This is a genomic window from Catellatospora tritici, assembly GCF_019083965.1.
Taxonomy (GTDB): Bacteria; Actinomycetota; Actinomycetes; order Mycobacteriales; family Micromonosporaceae; genus Catellatospora; species Catellatospora tritici.
The window spans coordinates 403,501-422,729 of the sequence record NZ_JAHRCY010000004.1 but is presented as its reverse complement, the minus strand read 5'-3'; the positions used below and the strand labels follow the sequence as shown (position 1 = coordinate 422,729).

The following is a 19,229-nucleotide window of genomic DNA, read 5'->3' as shown; positions in this document are numbered from 1 at the left end:
TTCCGGGCACCGCCAATCGGTACCCGGAACGTTTGGGTACTTTCGAACGTGTTCGACGGTTTCGACGTCAGGTGTTGGCGCCGCGGGCGGCCACCCGCCACCGGTCCACGACCTGACCCGCCGAGCTGACCACCAGTTCGTCGGCGAGGTTGACCGCCGCGCACACGTGGTTGGGCATGACCCGAACCCGGGTGCCGACCGGCGGCAGCTCGGCCGGATCCGGCAGGACCACGGTCGCGTGGTGCTCCGACACGGTGACGATCCGCGCATCGGGCAGGCCGACCAGACGTCCGAATCCGGTGGTCCACGCGGGGCGGTCGGCGCCCAGGACCTTGTTGCCCGAGTCGAGGATGACATGCCCCGGGCGGCGGCTGACCACCGTCGCGGTCACGGTGAGCGCCACGTCCCCGGGGTCGCAGACGCCCAGTTCGACCTGCTGGGCGTCGTTGAAGGCGTAGACGCCGGGACGCAGTTCGGTCACGCCGGAGCCGGTGAGCGGGGCGGTGGGGGTCGAGCCCCCGCTGACCACCCGCGGGTCGACGCCCATCGCGCGCAGGGCGTCGGCGGCCGCGGCCAGGGCCGCCGACTCGTCGGCCGCGGCGGTCGGCGGCTGCCCCGGCCCGTACCCATGGCCGGGGAAGGTGAACACGCCGCGGACCCGCAGCCCGGCCCGCAGCGCCGCCGCCGCGACCGCCCCGGCCTCGTCCGGCCGCACGCCGCTGCGGTGATGACCACTGTCGATCTCGATCACCACCTCGATGGCGGTACCCGCGTACCGGGCCAACGCCGCGACGCTCTCGGCGGAGTCCGCCCCGACCGCGACGCGGCCGCGTTCGGCCAGGGCCGCCAGCCGGGCGCCGCGCGCGGCGTCGACCCACAGCGGGTACGCCAGGAACAGGTCGGTGAAGCCGGCGGCGGCGAAGATCTCCGCCTCACCGACCGTGGCCACGGTCAGTCCGGTCGCGCCGGCACCGACCTGGCGCTTGGCGATCTGCAGGCATTTGTGGGTCTTGGCATGGGGTCGCAGCGTCAGGCCGTGCGCGGCGGCGTGGGCCGCCATGCGGGCGATGTTGCGGTCGAGCACGTCGACGTCGACGCTGACGTACGGAGTGGGCAGCTCGGGCACCAGCCCATCCTGCCACCGCCGGCCCGGCGACGCCCGTGCGTGAATCGGTATCGAGCTCCGGTTCGGTACGCAGACGGCCAGCCGCCAAAGATCCGTACCAGCGCTGAGGCGCCCGGCCTGGTCCGGGGCCTACCGTGGAGAGATCGGCATACCACGTACAGCCCTTGGAGGAACCGCGATGCGCAGGCCCGCCACTCTCACGGCGATCATGGTCGGGCTGGCCGTCCTGGCCGCCGGATGCGGCAGCAAACCCGCCGCCACGCCCGGCGCGGTCGCGACGGCCAGCACCACGCTGTCGCCCGAACCCGCGGCCACGACCGCGGCCAGTCCCAGCGCGACCGGGACGGGCTCGGGTTCTGGCTGCGGCATGAGCGGCACGGTCACCGGCGGCGACGGCGCCGCGCTGGACGTGATGAAGGCCTGGCTGCAGTGCGACACCGCCAAGCTGCACACGCTCATGCAGAACGACGCCTACCAGCAGCTGCACGCGGTCGGCGCGCCGAACATCGACGGGCACTGGACGTTCGTGAACTGCGACGGGGCGATGGGGTCGAGCTACTGCACCTTCCGCAACAAGCTCGGCTCGGACGTGATCATCCGGCTGCAGAACGGGGCCACCGACCACCCGGTCACCGAGTTCAAACTCGACCGGACCGTCTACCACAACGACCCCGAGAAGTACGCCCGCGAGTTCCTCGACGCGTTCATCAACCACAACAAGCCGCGCATGGTGACGCTGGCCTCGCAGTCCATCGTCGACTCGATCGTCGTGGACGCGCCGCCCGCCGGCTACGACCTGACCCTGTCGCCCGACCCGCACTGGGTCTACAACGCGCACTTCGACACCGGCGAGTACTGGGTCGTGACCATCCACGGCACGCTGGGCAAGGCCCACGCGATCACCGCGTTCGGCAACGCCGGCTGACCCTCTCCCCGATCCGGTCCGGGACGCAGGCACCACGTCCCGGACCTTCGGCGTGCTGTGACAGCCTGTATGGATGATCAAAGCGGTGGTCTTCGACTGTGACGGGGTGCTGGTCGACTCCGAGCGCATCAACAACGAGGTGTTCGCCCGGCTGGCCACCCGCGCCGGGGTTCCGACGACGTTCGAGCAGAGCGTGGCCCGCCACATGGGCCGGTCCACCGTCGAGTGCGTCGCCGAACTGGCGGCCGAACTGGGCCGTCCGCTCGATTTCGACCTGCCCACCGAGTACGAGCACGAGGTACTGGCCCGCCAGCACGAGGGCCTGGTCGCGGTCGACGGCGTACGGGACCTGCTCGACCTGCTGCGCGCGGCCGGGGTGCCGGTGTGTGTGGCCTCCAGCGGCACCCCGCGCGAGATCGCCTTCCGGCTGGGGCGCACGGGGCTGGACGGGTATTTCGGCGAACACTGCTACAGCGCCTCGATGGTGTCCCGGGGCAAGCCCGAGCCGGACCTGTTCCTGCTGGCCGCCGCCGGAATCGGGGTGGACCCGGCCGCCTGCGTGCTGATCGAGGACAGTCCGTACGGCGTACGCGGCGGCAGGGCCGCGGGCATGACCGTGGTCGGGTACGCCGCCCTGGCCTCCCCCGAGGTGTTACGCGGTGCGGGCGCCGACCACGTCGTGGCGGCGATGGCGCAGGTGCCGCCGCTGCTCGGCCTGGGCTGACGCCGTTCTCGTCGTGGCCATGTCAGGGGCCGCACACCGCCTACGGCATCCTAGGAGGATGGGCAGCGGCTTGGGTGTCGGCGTCAGCGGGGCGCCCGCGCCGCTGACGGGCTGAGATCAGGGGTAGCCGGTCAGGGGCAGCCGGTCAGGCTGGCACCGTCGGCCCCGGGGGCACAGCTGTCGGTGCCGGAACCGCCGTCGAGCGCGTCGAACCCGGCATCGCCGTACAGCGAGTCGTCGTCGTCCCCACCGAAGATCTCGTCCGCGCCGGGGCCGCCCTCGGCTATGTCGGCGCCCGCCTGGCCGTACAGGACGTCGTCGCCGTCGGCACCGGCGAGGTAGTCGGCGTCGTCACCACCGTAGAGGCGATCGGCACCTGCCTGGCCGTAGAGCTTGTCGCTGCCCGCGCCGGTGGCCAGCTTGTCGTCACCGGACTCGCCGTAGACCAGCTTGGCCCCGCCGGACAGGGCATACACCAGGTCGTCGCCCTCCCCCGCGCCGATGAAGGCGGTCAGCGAGGTGCTGTCGGTCACAGTGTCGGCACCGTCGTAGGTCTTGATGCTCAAGTCCGTGATCTTCGCGGTGCACAGCACCGAGGTCGGGGTGAGCGCCGCGCAGCCGGAACCGGGCAGCACCGGCCAGCTGTCGTCGACCCGTATGCCGCCGGAGACGGGCGAGACCACCAGCGTGTTGGCGACGCCCTGTCCGGCCTGCACCACAAGGGTGGTGCCGGTGACGTAGGCATGGCCCTCGACGGCGGCGTACGCCGGGACGGCGGTGGCGAGCACGGTCGCGGCCAGCACCGTCGTGGCGCAGCCGAAGGCGAGATGGCGCGGGGACATGCGGTAATGATGGGCGTCGGCGGACCCGTCGGGCCCGGTCGCGTCCGGAATCCGTCCGTGCCACCGCGTCGCCCCCCGACGAGGGGGCGGAAAACTCCTGGCCGGTGTCGCAGCCGGCTGGCATGCTGCCCGCCGTGACCACACTCTCGATCATCAAGGGGGACGCGACCAGCCCCCAGGCCAAAGGGCCGAAGGTGGTCGCGCACGTGTGCAACGACAGCGGCGGCTGGGGCAAGGGGTTCGTGCTGGCCGTGTCGCGGCGCTGGCCGGAGCCCGAGCGTGACTTCCGGGCCTGGCACCGCCAGCGGGCGGCCAACGACTTCGGGCTGGGCGCGGTGCGGCTGGTGCAGGTGGCCCCGGAGTTGTGGGTGGCGAACATGGTCGGCCAGCGCGGCACCAGGACCGGCAGCAACGGGCCGCCGATCCGATACGAGGCGGTGGAGCGCTGCCTGACCACCCTGGCCGAGCACGCGGTGCGGCTCGGCGCGTCGGTGCACCTGCCGCGCATCGGCTGCGGGCTGGCGGGCGGCAAGTGGCCGCGGATCGAACCGATCATCGTGCGTACGCTGTGCGCCCGGGGTGTCGCCACGACCGTGTACGACCACGATTGACCAGGCAAGGCGGGTGCCGCCCCCCAGGCCGGAGGTGGCGGCACCCGCCCCGCGTCGCGCGCCGGGTCGCCGGCGCCGTCTCAGAACACCGACCAGCCGGTCAGGGTCGCGAAGTGTTCGAGGGCGAGCATCCCGGTGACGGAGTTGCCGGAGGGATCCAGGCCGGGGCCCCACACGCAGACCGTGCCCACCCTGGGCGCCACGGCCAGGATCCCTCCCCCCACCCCGGTCTTGAGCGGCAGGCCGACCCGGTGCGCGACCTCGGCGCTGGCGTCGTACGCCCCGCAGGTGAGCATGGTGGCGTTGACGCGTTTGGTGTCGGCGGGGCTGAGCAGGCGGCGGCCGTCGGCGCGGACACCCGCCCGCGCCAGGTACAGCCCGGCCAGGGCGAGGTCGCGGCAGCTCGCGGCGATGGCGCACTGCCACTGGTAGTGGGCCAGCACGGTCTCCACCGGCAGGCTGAGGTTGCCGTACTCCGCCATCAGGTGCGCGATGGCCATGTTGCGTTCGGACCGGTCGCGCTCGTCCTTGACGGTGACCGGGTCCATCTCGATGGAGTGGTTGGCCGACTCGACCCGGACCAGCTCCAGCACCCGGTGGCAGCCCTGTCCCTCGGACAGTTCCAGCAGCCGGTCGGTGACGACCAGCGCGCCCGCGTTGAGCAGCGGGTTGCGCGGAATGCCGTGTTCGATGTCGAGTTCGGAGACGGCGTTGTACAGGCGGCTGGAGGGGCGACGGCCGACCCGGGTCCACAGCCGGTCGCCGTCCAGGGACAGCACCAGGGTGAGGGCGAAGACCTTGGCGATGCTCTGCATCGGGAACGGTTCGCGCCAGTCCCCCGCGCCATGCAGGTGCCCGTCGACGGTGGCCACGGCGAGGCCGAGGCCGGTGTCGGGTGCGGCGCTCAGGCGGGCGGCCGCGTACACGGTGTCGACGACGACGTCGAGGTCCATGCTGCGCTCCGGGGTCAGGGGCGGCTGCGCTGCCGCGGTCGGTGCCAGCATGTCCGGCGCCGCTGCCGCGCCGAAACAGGGAAAGCCCTTGTCCTACCCTTGCGCGCCCCTTGCCCGCCCACAGCTCAGCCGTTCGGGCAGGTCAGCACGGTACGGTGCGCACCCGCCGATTACACCGCGCTGGCTCCGCACTTCGCCGAGACCTTCCTCGCTGGGGACGCCACCGGGATCCGGCCGGTGCCCCGGGCCGCGTTCCTGGCGATGCTGCCCGCACGGGCGGCGGCGTTCGCCCGCGCGGGAATCGGCTCACCGGTGCTGGAGCACAGGCGACTGCACCCGCTCGACGACCATTACACCCTCGTGTACACCCGGTGGCGGGCGCCACGCACCGACGGAGGAACGCAGCAGCTCATGTCGTCCTATCTGGTGCACCATCGCGACGGTGCGGCACAGATCGTGGTGTACCTCAACCACCAGGGAATCGGCGGCTGACCGCATCGATGAACAGCCGTATCACTCGCCATTCGCTCACGAATGGCGACGTTTGATTCACACGTTCCGGGGAAAGAGCGACGCACTCAACGCCTCATTCAAGTAAAGCGATTGTTCGATGGGTTACGGTCGCCGCCCCGACTCCGTGCTGGAGCGGGGCGGTTACTCATGCCGATTCAGATCGCGGCCACCGCCGGATCACGACGGAAAGAGGCGACATCGTGCGACGATCACCAAGGCTGCGGCACTGGCCCTATGCGGCCGCGCTCGCGGCACTGTCACTGATGCTGGCTCCGGCCGGTACGGCGGCAGGCGTCCCGACCGCGCAGTCGGCACCTTCACTCGCGGCCAGTTCCCTGACCAAGAGCGCGCAGAACGTGAGCCACCCGGGCGCCGACCCGGCCTCGCACGGCGATGTCCTCAACTGGACCGTGTCCTACGCCGACGGCGGCACCGGTGGTCCGGTCACCGTCACCGACCCGATCAGCGGCGGGCACGGCTACGTCAACGGATCGCTGCGCGTGCCGCCGGACTGGACCCCGCAGTGGTCCACCGACGGCACCACCTTCAGCGACACCGAACCGGCCTCCGGCACGGTCGCGGTGCGCGCGACCATCCCGGACCGCAACCCCGGCGGCACCAGCCTCACCCGGATCCTGCTGCCGCCGGTACGGGTCATCACCAGCCCGACCGGTGGCGACGGCTTCACCCCGGTGCTGTACCGGTCGGACAGCGGCGCCGTCGAGGCGTGGAACACCTACCACCACCTCGGGGCGGCCGCACCGAAGGTCGTCTGCACCGACCTGCTGACCGCGCAGCCGTGCGCGGGCGGCCCCTGGCCGCGGCCGCTCAACACGACACCGGGCCCGCTGGGCACCGGCAACACCGGCGACATCGCCAGTGGCATGGCGCCGCAGTTCGTGTTCGACCCCGAGCGTCCCGGCATCCTCTACTACCCGGCCATCACCGCCGCATCGATCGGCGTCGGCTGCCTAGACCTGGACGCCCGCGCCAACTGCGGCTTCTTCCCCCTCATCGACTACGGCAACACCCCCGGGGCGTACAGCGTCGGCGGGTTCGTCGAGCACGGCGGCAACCTCTACGGCGTGGCCAGCACCGGGCGCGTGCTGTGCCTGACCATGGCGACGCAGACCCCGTGTGCGGGCCAACCGTACGCGGCGATCCTGCCCAACCGGCCCAACGTCAACTTCCTCGGCTCGCTGACCATGGTCGGCGACAAGATCTTCGCCTCCTCGTCACAGAGCGGCCCGGCCCCCACGATGGGCTGCTTCGACCCGGCGACCGTCGGCGCCTGCGACGGCTGGTCCAGCTACCGCACCCTGGGCAACACCTCGATGTCCACGTACGGCATCTTCACGTCGTACACCACCTCCGGCCAGCCCAACGGCGCCTGCATCCCGATGGTGTCCAACCCGTACCAGGTGTTCTGCGCCGCCACTGACGGCTCCGCGCTGGCCGCACCGAACCTGGGCGCGCTGCCTGCCAACGCGTTGACGTTCCGGCCGGAGACGATCACCGCGCCCGACGGTCACCTGCGCAGCTACCTCCCGCTCTGGAGCGGCGGGCTGCCGGGCTCCACCGGCTGCTACGACTGGACCACCGCGGCGGTCTGCGCGAACATCCCGTTCCCCAACAACCACCCCACCGTCAACCACGGCGACACCCGCGACTACGGGTACGCCTACGACGCGGTCACCCAGTGCCTGCTCGGCCTCGGTGACGCCGGGATGCTGTTCTCCGAGGACCCCATCACCGGGGCGTCGCCGTGCTTCCACGCGGGCGCGTCGATCACCCTGGCCACGCCGGACTTCTACTGCGACGGCGGCACCGACCACGTCAAGGGCTACCAGAACGCCCGGCTGGACGACATCACGCTGACCAACGTCGACCTGGCCAACAGCTCGGCGACGATCAGCACCCCGGACGGCACCGTCATCGACACCGTCGGGTTCGCCGCCGACGGCACCGTCGACCTGTCCGGCGTCTCGACCACGACATACCCGAAGATCGTCGTCGACGCGGCCCTGCGCCTGCACAACGTCGACGACTTCACCAGCACCAACCAGCCGCACCTGATCGCCGGATTCATCGGCGACCCGCCGCAGGTGTGCTTCCAGACGAAGATCGACACCGCGTGCGCCGTGACCGGGGTCGACAACACCGCCGGTGGCACCGACGCCGCCGGTGCACTCGCCTCGAACACCATCAAGATCGGTGTCGCGGCGGGTGCGGCGTGCAGCCCGCATGTCAGCATCGAGAAGGAGATCTGCCGTGACGGCCGGGCTTCCCGGTGCGGCCCCGGCGGGGTCGGGCCGTGGGGCAAGACCAGCCCGGCCGGGCTGCTCGGGATCCTGGGCACGGCGTACTGGCGGATCACCGTCACCAACGCCGGGCCGGTCGACGCGGAAGGGGTGACCATCAACGACCCGGTGGCATCCTCGTGTGCCACCGCGGCGGGCACGTTCAAGCTGGCGGCCGGGGCGAGCAAGCAGATCTACTGCTCGTCGTTCCTGCTCCTGCTGCCGCTGACGAACACGGCCACCGCGTCGTACTCGGCGCCGAACGCCCCGCCGGGCACTCCGCCGTCGGTCACCGCGCCGTCGTCGGCGACGGCCTGCTCACTGATCTGCATTCTGGCCGCGCCCAACCGGGTCCCGGAATACGGCAGCAAGCAGCTGCCGTAGCGCGGCGCGGGGCGGCGGACCGGAGTTCGTGCTCGGCACCGGCCCGCCGGCGGCAGCAGCCGCGGCGGGCCGGTTGCGCGCCAGCACCCAGCTCCCGTCGCGCGGCGGGGGGGGGCGGCCCCCCCCGGCCCGCCGCCCCGTCCGGAGTTCGTGCTCGGCACCGGCCCGCCGGCGGCAGCAGCCGCGGCGGGCCGGTTGCGCGTCAGTGCACCGCCGCGACCGCAGGACGATGCCGCGTCGGGAAAGGACCTCTTGTCGACCGTGGTTCGAGCGACGACACGATGTCCACACGGGACGCGACCGAGCTCCCGCTGGTTTGCTTCCGCTACGCTCCCCGGGTAGCAGACATGAGCTTTCCTTCGCCTCGCGCGATGCTCATCTGCGTACCGATCAATCGATCATGCCTGCCATCGGTCGAGACTCTCACTTCGGAGGGAAACGTGCGCAGAAATCCGCCTACCGACCCGCTGCCCGACAACAGTGGTGGGGCGACCGGTCCGGCCGACGACTCCGACGAAACCGGCCAGTATCAGATCCACCGGCGCGACACCTTTCCCGCGTCCGGCCGCAATGTCGCCTTCTCCCTGAACTCCGGCCCCAAGCTCACCGGAAGCTTCGAGGCCCGGCTCTCCTGGGACGTCGCGGCGAGCCCCGACGACATCGTCATCCACCTCAGCGCGTTTCTACTCGACTCTTCGGCAAGGGTTCCGGTCGGCAATCCGTACTACTGCGTGAACCATGACAATGACCGCTCGAAAGACGGTTCCACGCTGCGCCGAGGCCGCCGACGCCACGGCAGCAACATCAGCGATGAGACGATCTCGGTCGACCTCGACTACGTCGACGAGGACGTTATGAAGATCGCCTTTGTCGCCTATATCCAGGACGCCGAGCCGCTCGATCATTCTTTCGAGAAGCTCGTCGGTGGCAAGGTCACTTTCAAGAACACCCCCAAGGTCGACCGGACGGGATCCACCGTCACTCCTCAGATCGAGCCGCACCTGCTCGACAGCGACTATTTCAAGACCGACACGGCGGTGATCATCGGCGAACTCGTGCGGCGCCGCGAGGCATGGACCTGGCGAGAGGTGGGCAAGGGATTCGCCGACCTCGTCGACGTCGGTGAAGAGTTCGGAGTCGTCTTCATCGCCGAGTGACCTGACCAGCCGACACTGGAATCGAGGTGAGCATGCGGCTGTTTCTCTCCTTCGCGCCGGAGGACGCCGGTCTCGCCGGCCTGATCGCCGCATACCTGGCCGGCGCCCGCCACGAGGTCGAGCCCGACCTCGCCCTGCCGAACGGGCGCGCGGACGCCACCCGGACGCCGCGTGAACTCATCCAGGCCAACCGTATGGTCGTGGTGTTGTCACGGGCGTATCTGGACAGCCCGTTCCGGCGCGAACTCGACTGGTGGCTCGCCCAGCCCGGGGGCGAGGAACGGCTGACCCTGCTCCGGATCGACGACGTGCGACCGACCGGTGCGCTGCGCCTGATCGGCCATACCGATCTGGCCGGACTGCGGGTGGAGAAGCTGCGCAAGAGGGTCGTCGAGTCGCTGGTGCACGGCCCGGCGGCCCCTGACCGGCGCGATGAGCGCGGCAGGCAGACCGCCGTGCCGTCCTCGACGGCAGCCACCCACCATCGGCTTCCGGCACGCAATCCCGACTTCGTCGGGCGCGGCGACACGCTGACCGGCGTCGCCGAGGGCCTACGGTCGCGCAGCCGGTGTGTGCTGGGTTCGGCCGACCGTCTCGCCGGTGTGGGAAAATCCCAGCTGGCCATCGAATACGCACACCGGCATGGCGCCGCCGCCCGGGCCGAGGACCGTGACTACGACCTGGTGGTCTGGATCGACGCGGAGCATCCGGACCTGATCGCCGACCAGCTCGCCCAGGCCGCGGTGACCGCGGGACTGTGCGATCCCGGACTGCCCGCGGCCGACGCCAGGCTGGCCCTGGCCGAACTACTGCGGGCCAGGCACCGGTGGCTGGTCATCTTCGACAACGCCGAGGACGTGGCGGTGGCGAAGTGGTTTCCCAAAGGGCGCGGACACGTCCTGGTCACGTCACGACACCTCGTCTGGCAGAACCTGGCCTTCACCGTGGAGGTCGGCGTCTTCGCCCGGACCGAAGCGGTCGCCTTCCTGCGCCACGTGATCCGCCGTCCGATCGCGCCGCGTGACGCGGAAGGTCTCGCGGCGGAACTGGACGACCTCCCGCTGGCCCTGTCGCAGGCAGCCGGTGTGATCAACGAGACCGCGATGAGCGTCGCCGATTACCTGCACAGTCTGACGAGCTACGCCGACCGCACCGGACCACCCGCGCGCAGCGCGGTCGCCATCCCGGTCGGCATCTCCCTGGCGAAACTGCGCGAGATCGACGAGGCCGCCCTGGCGCTGGTCCGGTTGTGCGCCGTGCTCGCGCCGGTCGGCATCCCGTTCGACCTGTTCAGCAACGCACCCGCGCGAGCGCTGCCCGCCGCGCTGGCCAACTCGATCTCCCGGCTCGCGACGATAGCCAAGGCACTGTTCCGGGTCAACGTGGCGACCCTGGCCGCCGACGGTCTGATCCTGCACCACGAAACCCGCGCGGCGATCATCGACGAGATGTCGGCCGAACAACTGGCCGCCGTCCGCAGGTCCGCCGAAGCGGTCCTGGTGGCCGCCAGACCCGACGACGGGCGGAATCCTCGCCGCTGGCCGCTGTGGCAGCGGCTGATGCCCCACCTCGTCGCGCTCGAGCCGTCCACCAGCCCCAATCCCGAACTCCACGACATGACGAACGCGGCGCTGCTCAGCCTCGTCGAACGCGGTGACGCCGAGTCTGCGCGCCCGTACGCGGCGGCGTTCGCCACGGCTCTGACGGAGTCCTTCGGCGCCACCTACGAGCACACGTTGCGAGCCGTACGGGTGCTGGCGGAGTGCCTGTCGGCGACCGGCGATCACACCGGCGCGCTGCTGAACGACGAGCAGGTGTACCAGGTGCTGCTGAAACTGTATGGGGACGACGACCCGACGACCCTCGACGCCGCGACCGCGGTCGCCCGCGACCTGCACCACCTCCAGCGGTACGACGAGGCGCGCAGGCTGAACGAACAGGTGCTGAGGATCCGCCAGCAGCTGCACGGAGGCGAACACCACCAGTCCCTGGTCTCGCAGGACCAGCTCGCGCTCAACCTGCTCGCGCTCAACCTGCCCGGGGACGCGCTTCGACTGAACGAGATCACCTGGGCTGCCCGCCGGCGCCAACTGGGCGAGTCGCACCGCGACACGCTGCTGTCGGAATACCACCTCGCCCTCAGTCTGGCCGAGGTGGCCAGTTGGGAGGACGCCCGAGACCACCTCGCCCACGTCCTGTCCGCCCTGTCCACGTTCCTGCACAGCGAGCACCCTGACCTCGTCGCGGCCACCCAGGCCTACGACCGGTGCCTGCGCGTGATCGAGGCACCGTCGCGTCACTCGGCCAGACCGGCGGCACAGGATCCGCGCACCCGGGAGCCGATCGTCCGGCTGGCCGAGCCGCCGGTCACCCGGACGGTCCTGTCCATCGCAACCGAGTGGCCGTCGTCGCGCGGTGGCCTCAGCACCTTCAACCGGCAGCTCTGTCTCGCCCTCACGGCGGCCGGACAGCGGGTGTTCTGCGTGGTGGACTCGATGACCGAGGAGGACCACCGGCAGGCCGAACTCGGCGGGGTCACCCTGCTGGCCACGGACACCACCGGTCCGCTGTCCGAGCAGACGGCCCAGAGCCGTCTGCTCGACCTGATGGGCGCCAACACACCGGACGTGGTCCTGGGCCACTCCCGCATCACCGGCCCGACCGCGCAGGCGGTCATGCACGCGTTCCCCGAGGCGCTGCGAGCGCACTTCATCCACATGGCGCCGTCCGAGATCGACGTCTACAAGCCCGAGCGCCGCGACGGTATCCACGCCGAACGGCACCACACCGAGCTGACGCTCGGGCGGGAGGCAGACCTGATCGTGGCCGTGGGGCCACGCCTGTTCGCGCGGTACGAACTGGACTTCCACCCGTACCGGCGCCGGGTCATCCGCCTGGATCCGGGTTTCGACTCGGCGGACACCTCGCTCACCGAACCACCGCCGGGGCAGTCGCTGCGCCGGGTGCTGTTCACCGGACGCGTCGACGACGCCGCTCTCAAGGGCATCGACATCGCCGCGGCGGCCCTCGGTCAGATGGTCCGGCGACAGGCCGGACTGGCCACCCGCATCGAGTTCATGGTCCGGGGCGCACCCTTCGGGCAGACCGGCGAGCTGCGTGAACGTATTCTCGAGTGGGCCGGGCTGCCCAGCCTCGAGGTCTTCGTCGAGCCGTACGTGACGGACACGGCGATGCTCGAGCACGAGATGCTCACCGCGAGCGTCGTGGTCATGCCCTCCCGGGCGGAAGGCTTCGGCCTCGCCGGGCTGGAAGCGATCACCCATGGCGTGCCGGTCCTGATCAGCCATGTGAGCGGCCTGGCCGAGCTGCTGCGCGACACCGCAGCGGTCGACGACGACACCGTCGAGCGCATGGTCGTACGGATGACCAACGACCACGCGGAGGATGTGGCCGCCTGGACCACGTCCATCACCGGGGTGCTGCGCTTCCGGGATGACGCCTTCCGCCGCGCCGCCGAGCTGCGTGACGTGCTCGCCGCCGAGTTTCCCTGGGCGAAGGCGGCGCAGGTGCTCCTGGAAGGCCTCCGCGGCGCCGACGCCGACCGCCGTTCCCGACGTCGCTGAGGCTCGGGTTTACCAGCCACCATGGTGAATGGATGGCACCGTCGATAGTGGAACAGGTGGTCCGTGGCACTGGTGTGGATCGGATAGAGTGTCCGCCGGTGCCGGTCTTCGGATGCCATGCGGAGGCCGAAGTCCGAAGCTGACGGGACCGTGCCCGACGAGCCGAGGGAACCCATGCAGGACCTTCTCATCAACCTGCTCGCGAGCGTCATAGCCGGTGCGGCGGTGTGGTTCGCCCAGCGGCTGGTGCGGTATCGGAGCGTGGAGCGCCGGCGGCGGTTCTTCGGCATCCGGCCGAACGAGGAAGTCCACTTCCATGTGTCCCGGCACTTCTCCTCGCCCCGCGAGAAGAGCGTCCATCGCGACGACATGGCCGCGCTGGTCGAGCTGGCGATCGTGACCAAGGAGTGCGGTGGCCGCCCGACCCTGGTGACCGCGGTCGACACCGCGGCCGCGTCACGCACGGGGACCGAGTTCTGCGTCGGCGGCCCGGCCGCGAACGAGCGGACCGCGGCGTACCTGCGCTCGCTGTTGCCCGGCGTCGCCTTCGACATCGTCGACTCCGCGCAGATGTCCATCCGGGTGGGTGGCAGGACCTTCGACCACACGCCGGGCCGGGCCGAGTACGCGCTGGTGGTCCGGCTGCTCGGGCAGAAAACCGGCCACCCCGTGTTCCTGCTGATGGGCCAGAAGGCCTACACGAATCTCGCCGCCGCGCGCTATCTGGCCACACAACACCGGGAGCTGGGTCGCCGGTTTCCCGACCAGCGTGACTTCTGCCTGCTGCTGCTTGTCCGCGAACCCGCCGTGCTGGGTTCGGACCACGTCGAACTCGTCGCGGATCTGACCGCCGAGGCGGCCACCGCGCCGGTGGCCGCGCCTGCGGTCACCGGCGACGCCGACGACCACACCGCTCAGCGCTGATCTGTCGGTGGGCCGTGCCAGAATCCGGCCATGACCAATGATGTTCTGGGCACAGGCCGCGCCTTTCTCGACCTGGAGGGGCGGCTGGTCGAGCGCCGCCTGACCGCGGTGCTGTTCGACGGCGACGACCCGACCTGGGTGGTCGACGCGGTCCGGGCCTACCGCAACGGCGACGGCGGGTTCGGGCACGGTTTCGAGCCGGACAAGCGCTGCCCGGCGAGTCTGCCCATCGACGTGGAATGCGCCCTCGACGTGCTGCTCGCGGCCGGGGAAGGGCGACCAGGCTGGTTCGCCGAACCCGCCGTGGCCACGCTGATCGACGACGCGTGCGACTGGCTCGGCTCGGTGGCCGCGCCCGACGGCGCGTTGCCGCTGGCCTTCCCGGTGATGGAGGGCTACCCGCGGGCGGAGCACTGGTCGGACTGGACCTACGTGCCGGGCCTGAACCCGACGGCCGGTCTGGCGGGTCGTCTGCACCGCATCGGCGTAACCCACCCCTGGCTGGACCGGGCCACCGAGTGGACCTGGACCAGCCTCGAGTCCGGGATCGGCGAGGACGCGCACACCCTGCTGGAGGTGCTGCAGTTCCTGGCCAACGTGCCCGACCGCGAGCGGGCCGCCGCCGTCGGCGCCCATGTCGCCGACTGGCTCGGCAAGCTCCGCTACTTCCGCGCCGACCCGGCCGACCCCGAGTACGGTGTCACGCCGCTGCACCTGGCTTCGACCCCGGACAGCCCGTGGCGTGGCCTGTTCGACGACGCCGCGATCGAGGGGCACCTGGACCGGCTCACCCGTGACCAGCAGGCCGACGGAGGCTGGACCATCACCTGGCAGCCGCCGGGGCAGGCGTCCACCCTGGAATACCGCGGGATCGAGACCCTGCGCGCCCTACGCACGCTGCGCGCCTACGGTCGGATCTGACGCCACGTGACCGGTCCCCGAGACACCTGGGTGAACACCACACACGACTGGGCCGCCGAGGTCGACCTGGAGCACCTCGAACTGGTGCGCCGCGATCCCGGTCGGTACGCGCCCGGCGGCGTGACCCACCTGGTCCTGGAGGTGGTCGCATACGCCGACGACGAGGCCGAGGCGGCCGGTCGCCGGGGCTCGTGCACGGTGGCGTCGCATCCTGACGGGTCGGTGTCGGTGACCGACGACGGCCGCGGCACCGACACCCGCCGTGACGAGCACGGCCGACCGGTCCGCAAGCCCGTCATGGCCACCAAGGACCTGCGGTTCTTCGACGGGCCACCGGCGGTATACCTGCCGGACGGGGCGCCCCGGCGCGGCATGTCCGTCGTCGCGGCGCTCAGCGAATGGCTCGCGCACACCAACCGGCGGGCCGACGGCGCGTGGACGCAGCGGTACGAGCACGGAATACCCGTCACCGACCTGGTCGGCCACCCGGGCGACGGCACGACGGGCACGACCGTGCGGTTCCGGCCCGACCCGGCGCTGACCGGCGTGCAGGCAGCCGATCTACGCCGGATGCTGTCGGCCTTCGGCCACCTGGAGGTCGACGTCCGCACGGCTGACTGAGGCGGTGTCAGGCGGCCGAGCGCGCCTCGACGAGTCGGGCGAGGTTGGCCAGGGCCATCCGGGTGCCGGTCTCGTTGTCGGCTGGGGAGACGGCGTCGGAGACGCCCTCGTGCACGATCGTGACATCCGTGCCGCCGTCGGCGTCGACCAGTGTCGTGGTCATGGTCATGGCGCCGCCGAACGCCGGGTCGGTGGTCTCGAACTCGATCTCCTCGACGACCCGTTCGTCGGGCACCAGGGTTCGGAACCGGCCGTGGTAGGTGTCGGTGTGGCCGGAGGTCTTGCCGGTGGCGTCGGGCGCGTCGTAGGTGAGCGAGACCCGGAAGGCGCCGCCCTCGCGGGCCTCGAACTCGTGCACCCGGCTGGTCATCCCGGCGGGTACGCGCCATCCGGCGATCGCGTCGGGGTCGAGCAGGGCGCGGTAGACCGCGGCGCGGGATGCCCTGACGTGTCCGGTGATGCGAGTGGAGTACATGCGGTGAACCTACGCTCGGGCGGGCACGGGTTTGCGATGGCGCGGGTGACGCGCGGTCACGGCGTACCCGGCTTTGGTGTACAGGCCCACGGTGTCGTTGGCGTTCTCGGCGACGGTGCGCAGCCGCACCTTCGTGACGCCCGCCGCGGCGAGGTGGTGGTGGGTCCGGTCCAGCAGGCTCAGCGCCAGGCCACGGCGTCGCCACGCCGGACGCACGGCCACCCAGGGGACCTCGGCCGCGTCGCCGTCGAGTTCGCACAGCACCAGTCCGGCGAGCTGGTCGCCGTCCCAGGCCACCGACCACAGGTCCGGCCGGTAGGGGCTGCCACGCAGGTCGTCCAGGTACTGCTCGAACGTGCGGACGACATGGCCGTGGCCCGGCTCGTCGAAGCATTCCTCACGGGCAGCGCGGCGCCCGGCCACGCTCTAGCATGTGCGTCGCGACGACGTCGAGGAGACCGTGATGCCGATACTGATCCGGATACGACCGGAGGCGCGGTATCTGATGCTGCTCGGGCTCGCCTGTGTCCCGGTGGTGCTCGGCGTGCTCATGGGCGGTGGCACCGGTACGGCTGTGGCCGTCGCGGGCGCGGCGTTCCTGGTCCTGCTCGGCTATCCGGTCGTGGTGAGTACGCTGCTGCGGGTGCCGGTCCTCGTGATCTCCGATGAGGGCCTCCGGATGCCGCTGATGGGGCCGGCGTTGGGCTGGGACGAAATCGCCGACGTGCGCGAGGATGTGAAGGCCACCGGGTCACGTCCGGTGCCGGTGCTGCTGATCGTCCCGACCGAACCGCAGGACGCGGTCTGGCGGATGCGGCCGTGGTTGCGCGGCGAGGGGCGGGCCAACCTGGCGCGGTTCGGCACCCCGTTCGTGATCCAGGGCGGGTCTCTGAGTTGGTCGCTGGATGACATCCGCGCGGCCATCCGGGACCGAATAGACCCGTCCTGACCTGGGCGGAAGTCGGCGCGTCGCCGGTGCCGAGGCACACGGGGACCGGGACAATCTCGGTGCGGCCCGGCGGTGTGCCGCCCGGCGCGCGAGGAGCCCCCTGATGACCCAGCGGTTGATCACCCACTTGCGCCATGTCGATCTCGCGGTGCCCGATTTCGACCGTCAGGTGAGGTTCTTCACCGGCACCTGGGGGTTGACCGAGGTCGCCGCCGACACGGGCGTGGCGTTCCTGGCGGCGGCGGGTTCGCCGGAGCAGTACGCCGTGCGGGTGCGACAGGCCCCGGACAAGCGGCTGGACCTGATCGCGTTCGGGGCGGCGTTCCCGGCCGACGTGGACACCCTCGCCGAGCGGCTGGGCCGTGCCGGGGTGCGGCTGGTCGGCGAGCCAGGCCCGCTGGCGACCCCGGGCGAGGGCTACGGGTTCCGGTTCTTCGATGTCGACGGCCGTACCGTGGAGGTCTCCGCCGACGTGCGGCCGCGGGCCCACCGGCGGATCGAGGCGCGCGAGTCGGTGCCGGTGCGGCTGTCGCACGTGGTGGTGAACTCCCCCGACCCGCAGGCCACGGCCGCGTTCTATATCCGGCACCTGGGTTTCGCGCTGTCGGACCGGCTGAGCCACCCGCATCGCGGCGACCTGATGTGGTTCCTGCGGTGCAACACCTGGCACCACAGTTTCGCCGTGTCACGCGGCCCGCACGTGGCGCTGCACCACGCGTCGTTCGAGCTGCGCGGGCTGGACGAGTTCATGCGCGGCTGCGGCCGGATGATCCGGGCCGGGGTCGAGAAGGTGTGGGGGCCGGGACGGCACACCGCGGGCGACAACACGTTCAGCTACTTCCGCGACCCGCACGGCAACGTGGTGGAGTACACCACCGAGTTGGAGCAGCTCGACGAGGATCGCTGGCACCCGCATGTGTACGACTCGTCCGACCCGCACATCTCCGACCAGTGGGGCACCGCGAACCCGATGAGCGAGCTGGTGGCCCGGCAGACGTTCAACGACCCCGACCGCGGCCTGTTCACGGCTCCACCGCTGTAGACGGCGGCCGCCGGGGCTGCGGCGAGAGATGATGGCTGCAGGAGGCAGCCGATGCGACCGACGCTGCGGTTGGGCACCATCGCCGGCATTCCCGTCGGCGTGCACTGGTCCGCGCTCGCGATCATGCTGCTGCTCGGGCACGGTCTGGCCACCGGAGTGCTGCCGCTGGGCGCGCCGGGCGGGGCGCCGGTGGCGTACTGGGTCGTCGCGGTGGCGGTGACGGTGCTGTTCCTGGGCTCGCTGTTGGCGCATGAGCTGTGCCACGCGGTGGTGGCCAGGCATTTCGGGGTGGGCGTACGCCGGATCACGCTGTGGCTGCTGGGTGGGGTCGCCGAGCTGGAGTCCGAGCCGCCGCACGCGCGAGCCGACCTCCTGGTGGCCCTGGCCGGGCCGGCGGCGAGCTTCGGCGTGGCGGTGGTGTTCGGTGTGCTGGCGGCCGGGGTGTACCTGGTCGGGCTGTGGGCGTTGGCGTGGGTGGCGTTGGCGTGGCTGGCGCTGGTCAACGCGGTGCTGGCGGTGTTCAACCTGCTGCCGGGCGCGCCGCTGGACGGCGGGCGGGTGCTGCGGGCGGCGGTGTGGTGGTGGCGCGGGGACCGGGCCGTGGCGCAGCGGGTGGCCGCGTTCGCGGGGATGGTGGTCAGCCTGCTGCTGGTGCTCTGCGGCACCCTGCAGGTGGTCTACCTGCACAGTGTGGGCGGGTTGTGGCTGGTGCTGCTGGGCTGGTTCCTGCTGTTCGCGGCGCAGGCCGAGCAGACCGACTTCCAGCTGCGTACGGCGATGGCCGGGCTGACCGTCGCCGACGCGATGACCGCCCCGCCGGTATGCGGGTACGTCAGCCAGCGGATCTCCGACTTCGTGGCGCTGGCCCGGCAGCACCGCCCGGCCGACGCCTACCCGGTGCTGGATCCGGACGGCAACGCGGCGGGTCTGGTGACCCTGTCCGCCCTGGCGCGGGCCACGCCGCAGCAGCGTGCCGAGCAGACGCTGCGCGACGTGCGGGTGCCACCGGACCGGCTGGTGGTGCTGGCGCCGGACGTGCCGCTGGCCGACGCGGCCCGTCAGATCATGGCTGGGCGCCTGCCCGCGCTGGTGGTCGTCGGAGGTGTGCTGGTGGGCCTGGTCGGCACCGCCGATCTCGCCCGCGCCGTCGACATGAACTCGCTGCGGGGCGACTGAGC

At 71.3% G+C, this 19,229-nt stretch carries 18 protein-coding genes; 13 read left to right on the top strand and 5 right to left on the bottom strand.

Annotated features, from left to right (window positions below; translation table 11 throughout):
• Positions 1 to 67 precede the first annotated feature (67 nt).
• Positions 68 to 1,126 (bottom strand): alanine racemase, encoded by a 1,059-nt coding sequence (locus KUA19_RS11545; RefSeq protein WP_308167421.1) that lies wholly within the window; start codon positions 1,124 to 1,126, stop codon positions 68 to 70.
• Between the two features lie 178 nt (positions 1,127 to 1,304).
• Between KUA19_RS11545 and KUA19_RS11540 the strand changes: the two genes are divergently transcribed.
• Positions 1,305 to 2,051: a hypothetical protein gene (locus KUA19_RS11540; protein ID WP_217396187.1), complete on the top strand. Its 747-nt coding sequence runs from the start codon at positions 1,305 to 1,307 to the stop codon at positions 2,049 to 2,051.
• Between the two features lie 73 nt (positions 2,052 to 2,124).
• Complete coding sequence (locus KUA19_RS11535) at positions 2,125 to 2,775, top strand: HAD family hydrolase (protein ID WP_217396186.1); 651 nt, start codon at positions 2,125 to 2,127, stop codon at positions 2,773 to 2,775.
• Between the two features lie 131 nt (positions 2,776 to 2,906).
• Here KUA19_RS11535 and KUA19_RS11530 read toward each other — a convergent pair whose 3' ends face one another.
• Complete coding sequence (locus tag KUA19_RS11530) at positions 2,907 to 3,617, bottom strand: calcium-binding protein (RefSeq protein ID WP_217396185.1); 711 nt, start codon at positions 3,615 to 3,617, stop codon at positions 2,907 to 2,909.
• A 134-nt stretch (positions 3,618 to 3,751) separates the two neighbouring features.
• Here KUA19_RS11530 and KUA19_RS11525 point away from each other — a divergent pair, with 134 nt between their 5' ends.
• Positions 3,752 to 4,228: a macro domain-containing protein gene (locus KUA19_RS11525; protein WP_308167420.1), complete on the top strand. Its 477-nt coding sequence runs from the start codon at positions 3,752 to 3,754 to the stop codon at positions 4,226 to 4,228.
• Positions 4,229 to 4,308: 80 nt separating this feature from the next.
• On the opposite strand, the gene glsA is transcribed toward KUA19_RS11525, so the two are convergent.
• Positions 4,309 to 5,232, bottom strand: coding sequence for a glutaminase A (gene glsA, locus KUA19_RS11520; protein ID WP_254549192.1), 924 nt, complete (start codon positions 5,230 to 5,232; stop codon positions 4,309 to 4,311).
• A gap of 48 nt (positions 5,233 to 5,280) precedes the next feature.
• On the opposite strand from glsA, the gene KUA19_RS11515 reads away from it, so the two are divergent.
• From KUA19_RS11515 to KUA19_RS11485, 7 genes are all read left to right on the top strand, one after another.
• The gene (locus KUA19_RS11515; protein WP_217396184.1) at positions 5,281 to 5,673 is read left to right on the top strand and encodes a hypothetical protein; all 393 of its coding nucleotides are present in this window, start codon (positions 5,281 to 5,283) and stop codon (positions 5,671 to 5,673) included.
• Between the two features lie 221 nt (positions 5,674 to 5,894).
• Positions 5,895 to 8,378, top strand: a complete 2,484-nt coding sequence (locus KUA19_RS11510) for a DUF7617 domain-containing protein (RefSeq protein WP_217396183.1) — start codon at positions 5,895 to 5,897, stop codon at positions 8,376 to 8,378.
• Between the two features lie 440 nt (positions 8,379 to 8,818).
• The gene (locus KUA19_RS11505; protein WP_217396182.1) at positions 8,819 to 9,535 is read left to right on the top strand and encodes a TerD family protein; all 717 of its coding nucleotides are present in this window, start codon (positions 8,819 to 8,821) and stop codon (positions 9,533 to 9,535) included.
• Between the two features lie 32 nt (positions 9,536 to 9,567).
• On the top strand, positions 9,568 to 13,119 hold the full coding sequence (fxsT, locus tag KUA19_RS11500; protein WP_217396181.1) for an FxSxx-COOH system tetratricopeptide repeat protein: 3,552 nt from the start codon (positions 9,568 to 9,570) through the stop codon (positions 13,117 to 13,119).
• A gap of 174 nt (positions 13,120 to 13,293) precedes the next feature.
• Entirely contained in the window at positions 13,294 to 14,043 is a 750-nt protein-coding gene (locus tag KUA19_RS11495; protein WP_217396180.1) for a hypothetical protein, read from the top strand.
• 30 nt (positions 14,044 to 14,073) lie between these two features.
• Positions 14,074 to 14,964 (top strand): hypothetical protein, encoded by an 891-nt coding sequence (locus KUA19_RS11490; RefSeq protein ID WP_217396179.1) that lies wholly within the window; start codon positions 14,074 to 14,076, stop codon positions 14,962 to 14,964.
• A 6-nt stretch (positions 14,965 to 14,970) separates the two neighbouring features.
• Positions 14,971 to 15,585 carry a hypothetical protein gene (locus KUA19_RS11485; RefSeq protein WP_217396178.1) on the top strand — a complete coding sequence of 205 codons (615 nt, stop codon included), beginning with the start codon at positions 14,971 to 14,973 and terminating at the stop codon, positions 15,583 to 15,585.
• Positions 15,586 to 15,592: 7 nt separating this feature from the next.
• On the opposite strand, the gene KUA19_RS11480 is transcribed toward KUA19_RS11485, so the two are convergent.
• Positions 15,593 to 16,060, bottom strand: coding sequence for an SRPBCC family protein (locus tag KUA19_RS11480; protein WP_217396177.1), 468 nt, complete (start codon positions 16,058 to 16,060; stop codon positions 15,593 to 15,595).
• Positions 16,061 to 16,069: 9 nt separating this feature from the next.
• Positions 16,070 to 16,483, bottom strand: a complete 414-nt coding sequence (locus KUA19_RS42610) for a GNAT family N-acetyltransferase (protein ID WP_217396176.1) — start codon at positions 16,481 to 16,483, stop codon at positions 16,070 to 16,072.
• Between the two features lie 10 nt (positions 16,484 to 16,493).
• Between KUA19_RS42610 and KUA19_RS11470 the strand changes: the two genes are divergently transcribed.
• From KUA19_RS11470 to KUA19_RS11460, 3 genes are all read left to right on the top strand, one after another.
• On the top strand, positions 16,494 to 17,009 hold the full coding sequence (locus KUA19_RS11470) for a hypothetical protein (protein ID WP_217396175.1): 516 nt from the start codon (positions 16,494 to 16,496) through the stop codon (positions 17,007 to 17,009).
• 103 nt (positions 17,010 to 17,112) lie between these two features.
• On the top strand, positions 17,113 to 18,051 hold the full coding sequence (locus KUA19_RS11465; protein WP_217396174.1) for a VOC family protein: 939 nt from the start codon (positions 17,113 to 17,115) through the stop codon (positions 18,049 to 18,051).
• A 51-nt stretch (positions 18,052 to 18,102) separates the two neighbouring features.
• The gene (locus KUA19_RS11460) at positions 18,103 to 19,227 is read left to right on the top strand and encodes a site-2 protease family protein (protein ID WP_217396173.1); all 1,125 of its coding nucleotides are present in this window, start codon (positions 18,103 to 18,105) and stop codon (positions 19,225 to 19,227) included.
• The last annotated feature ends 2 nt before the right edge of the window (positions 19,228 to 19,229 follow it).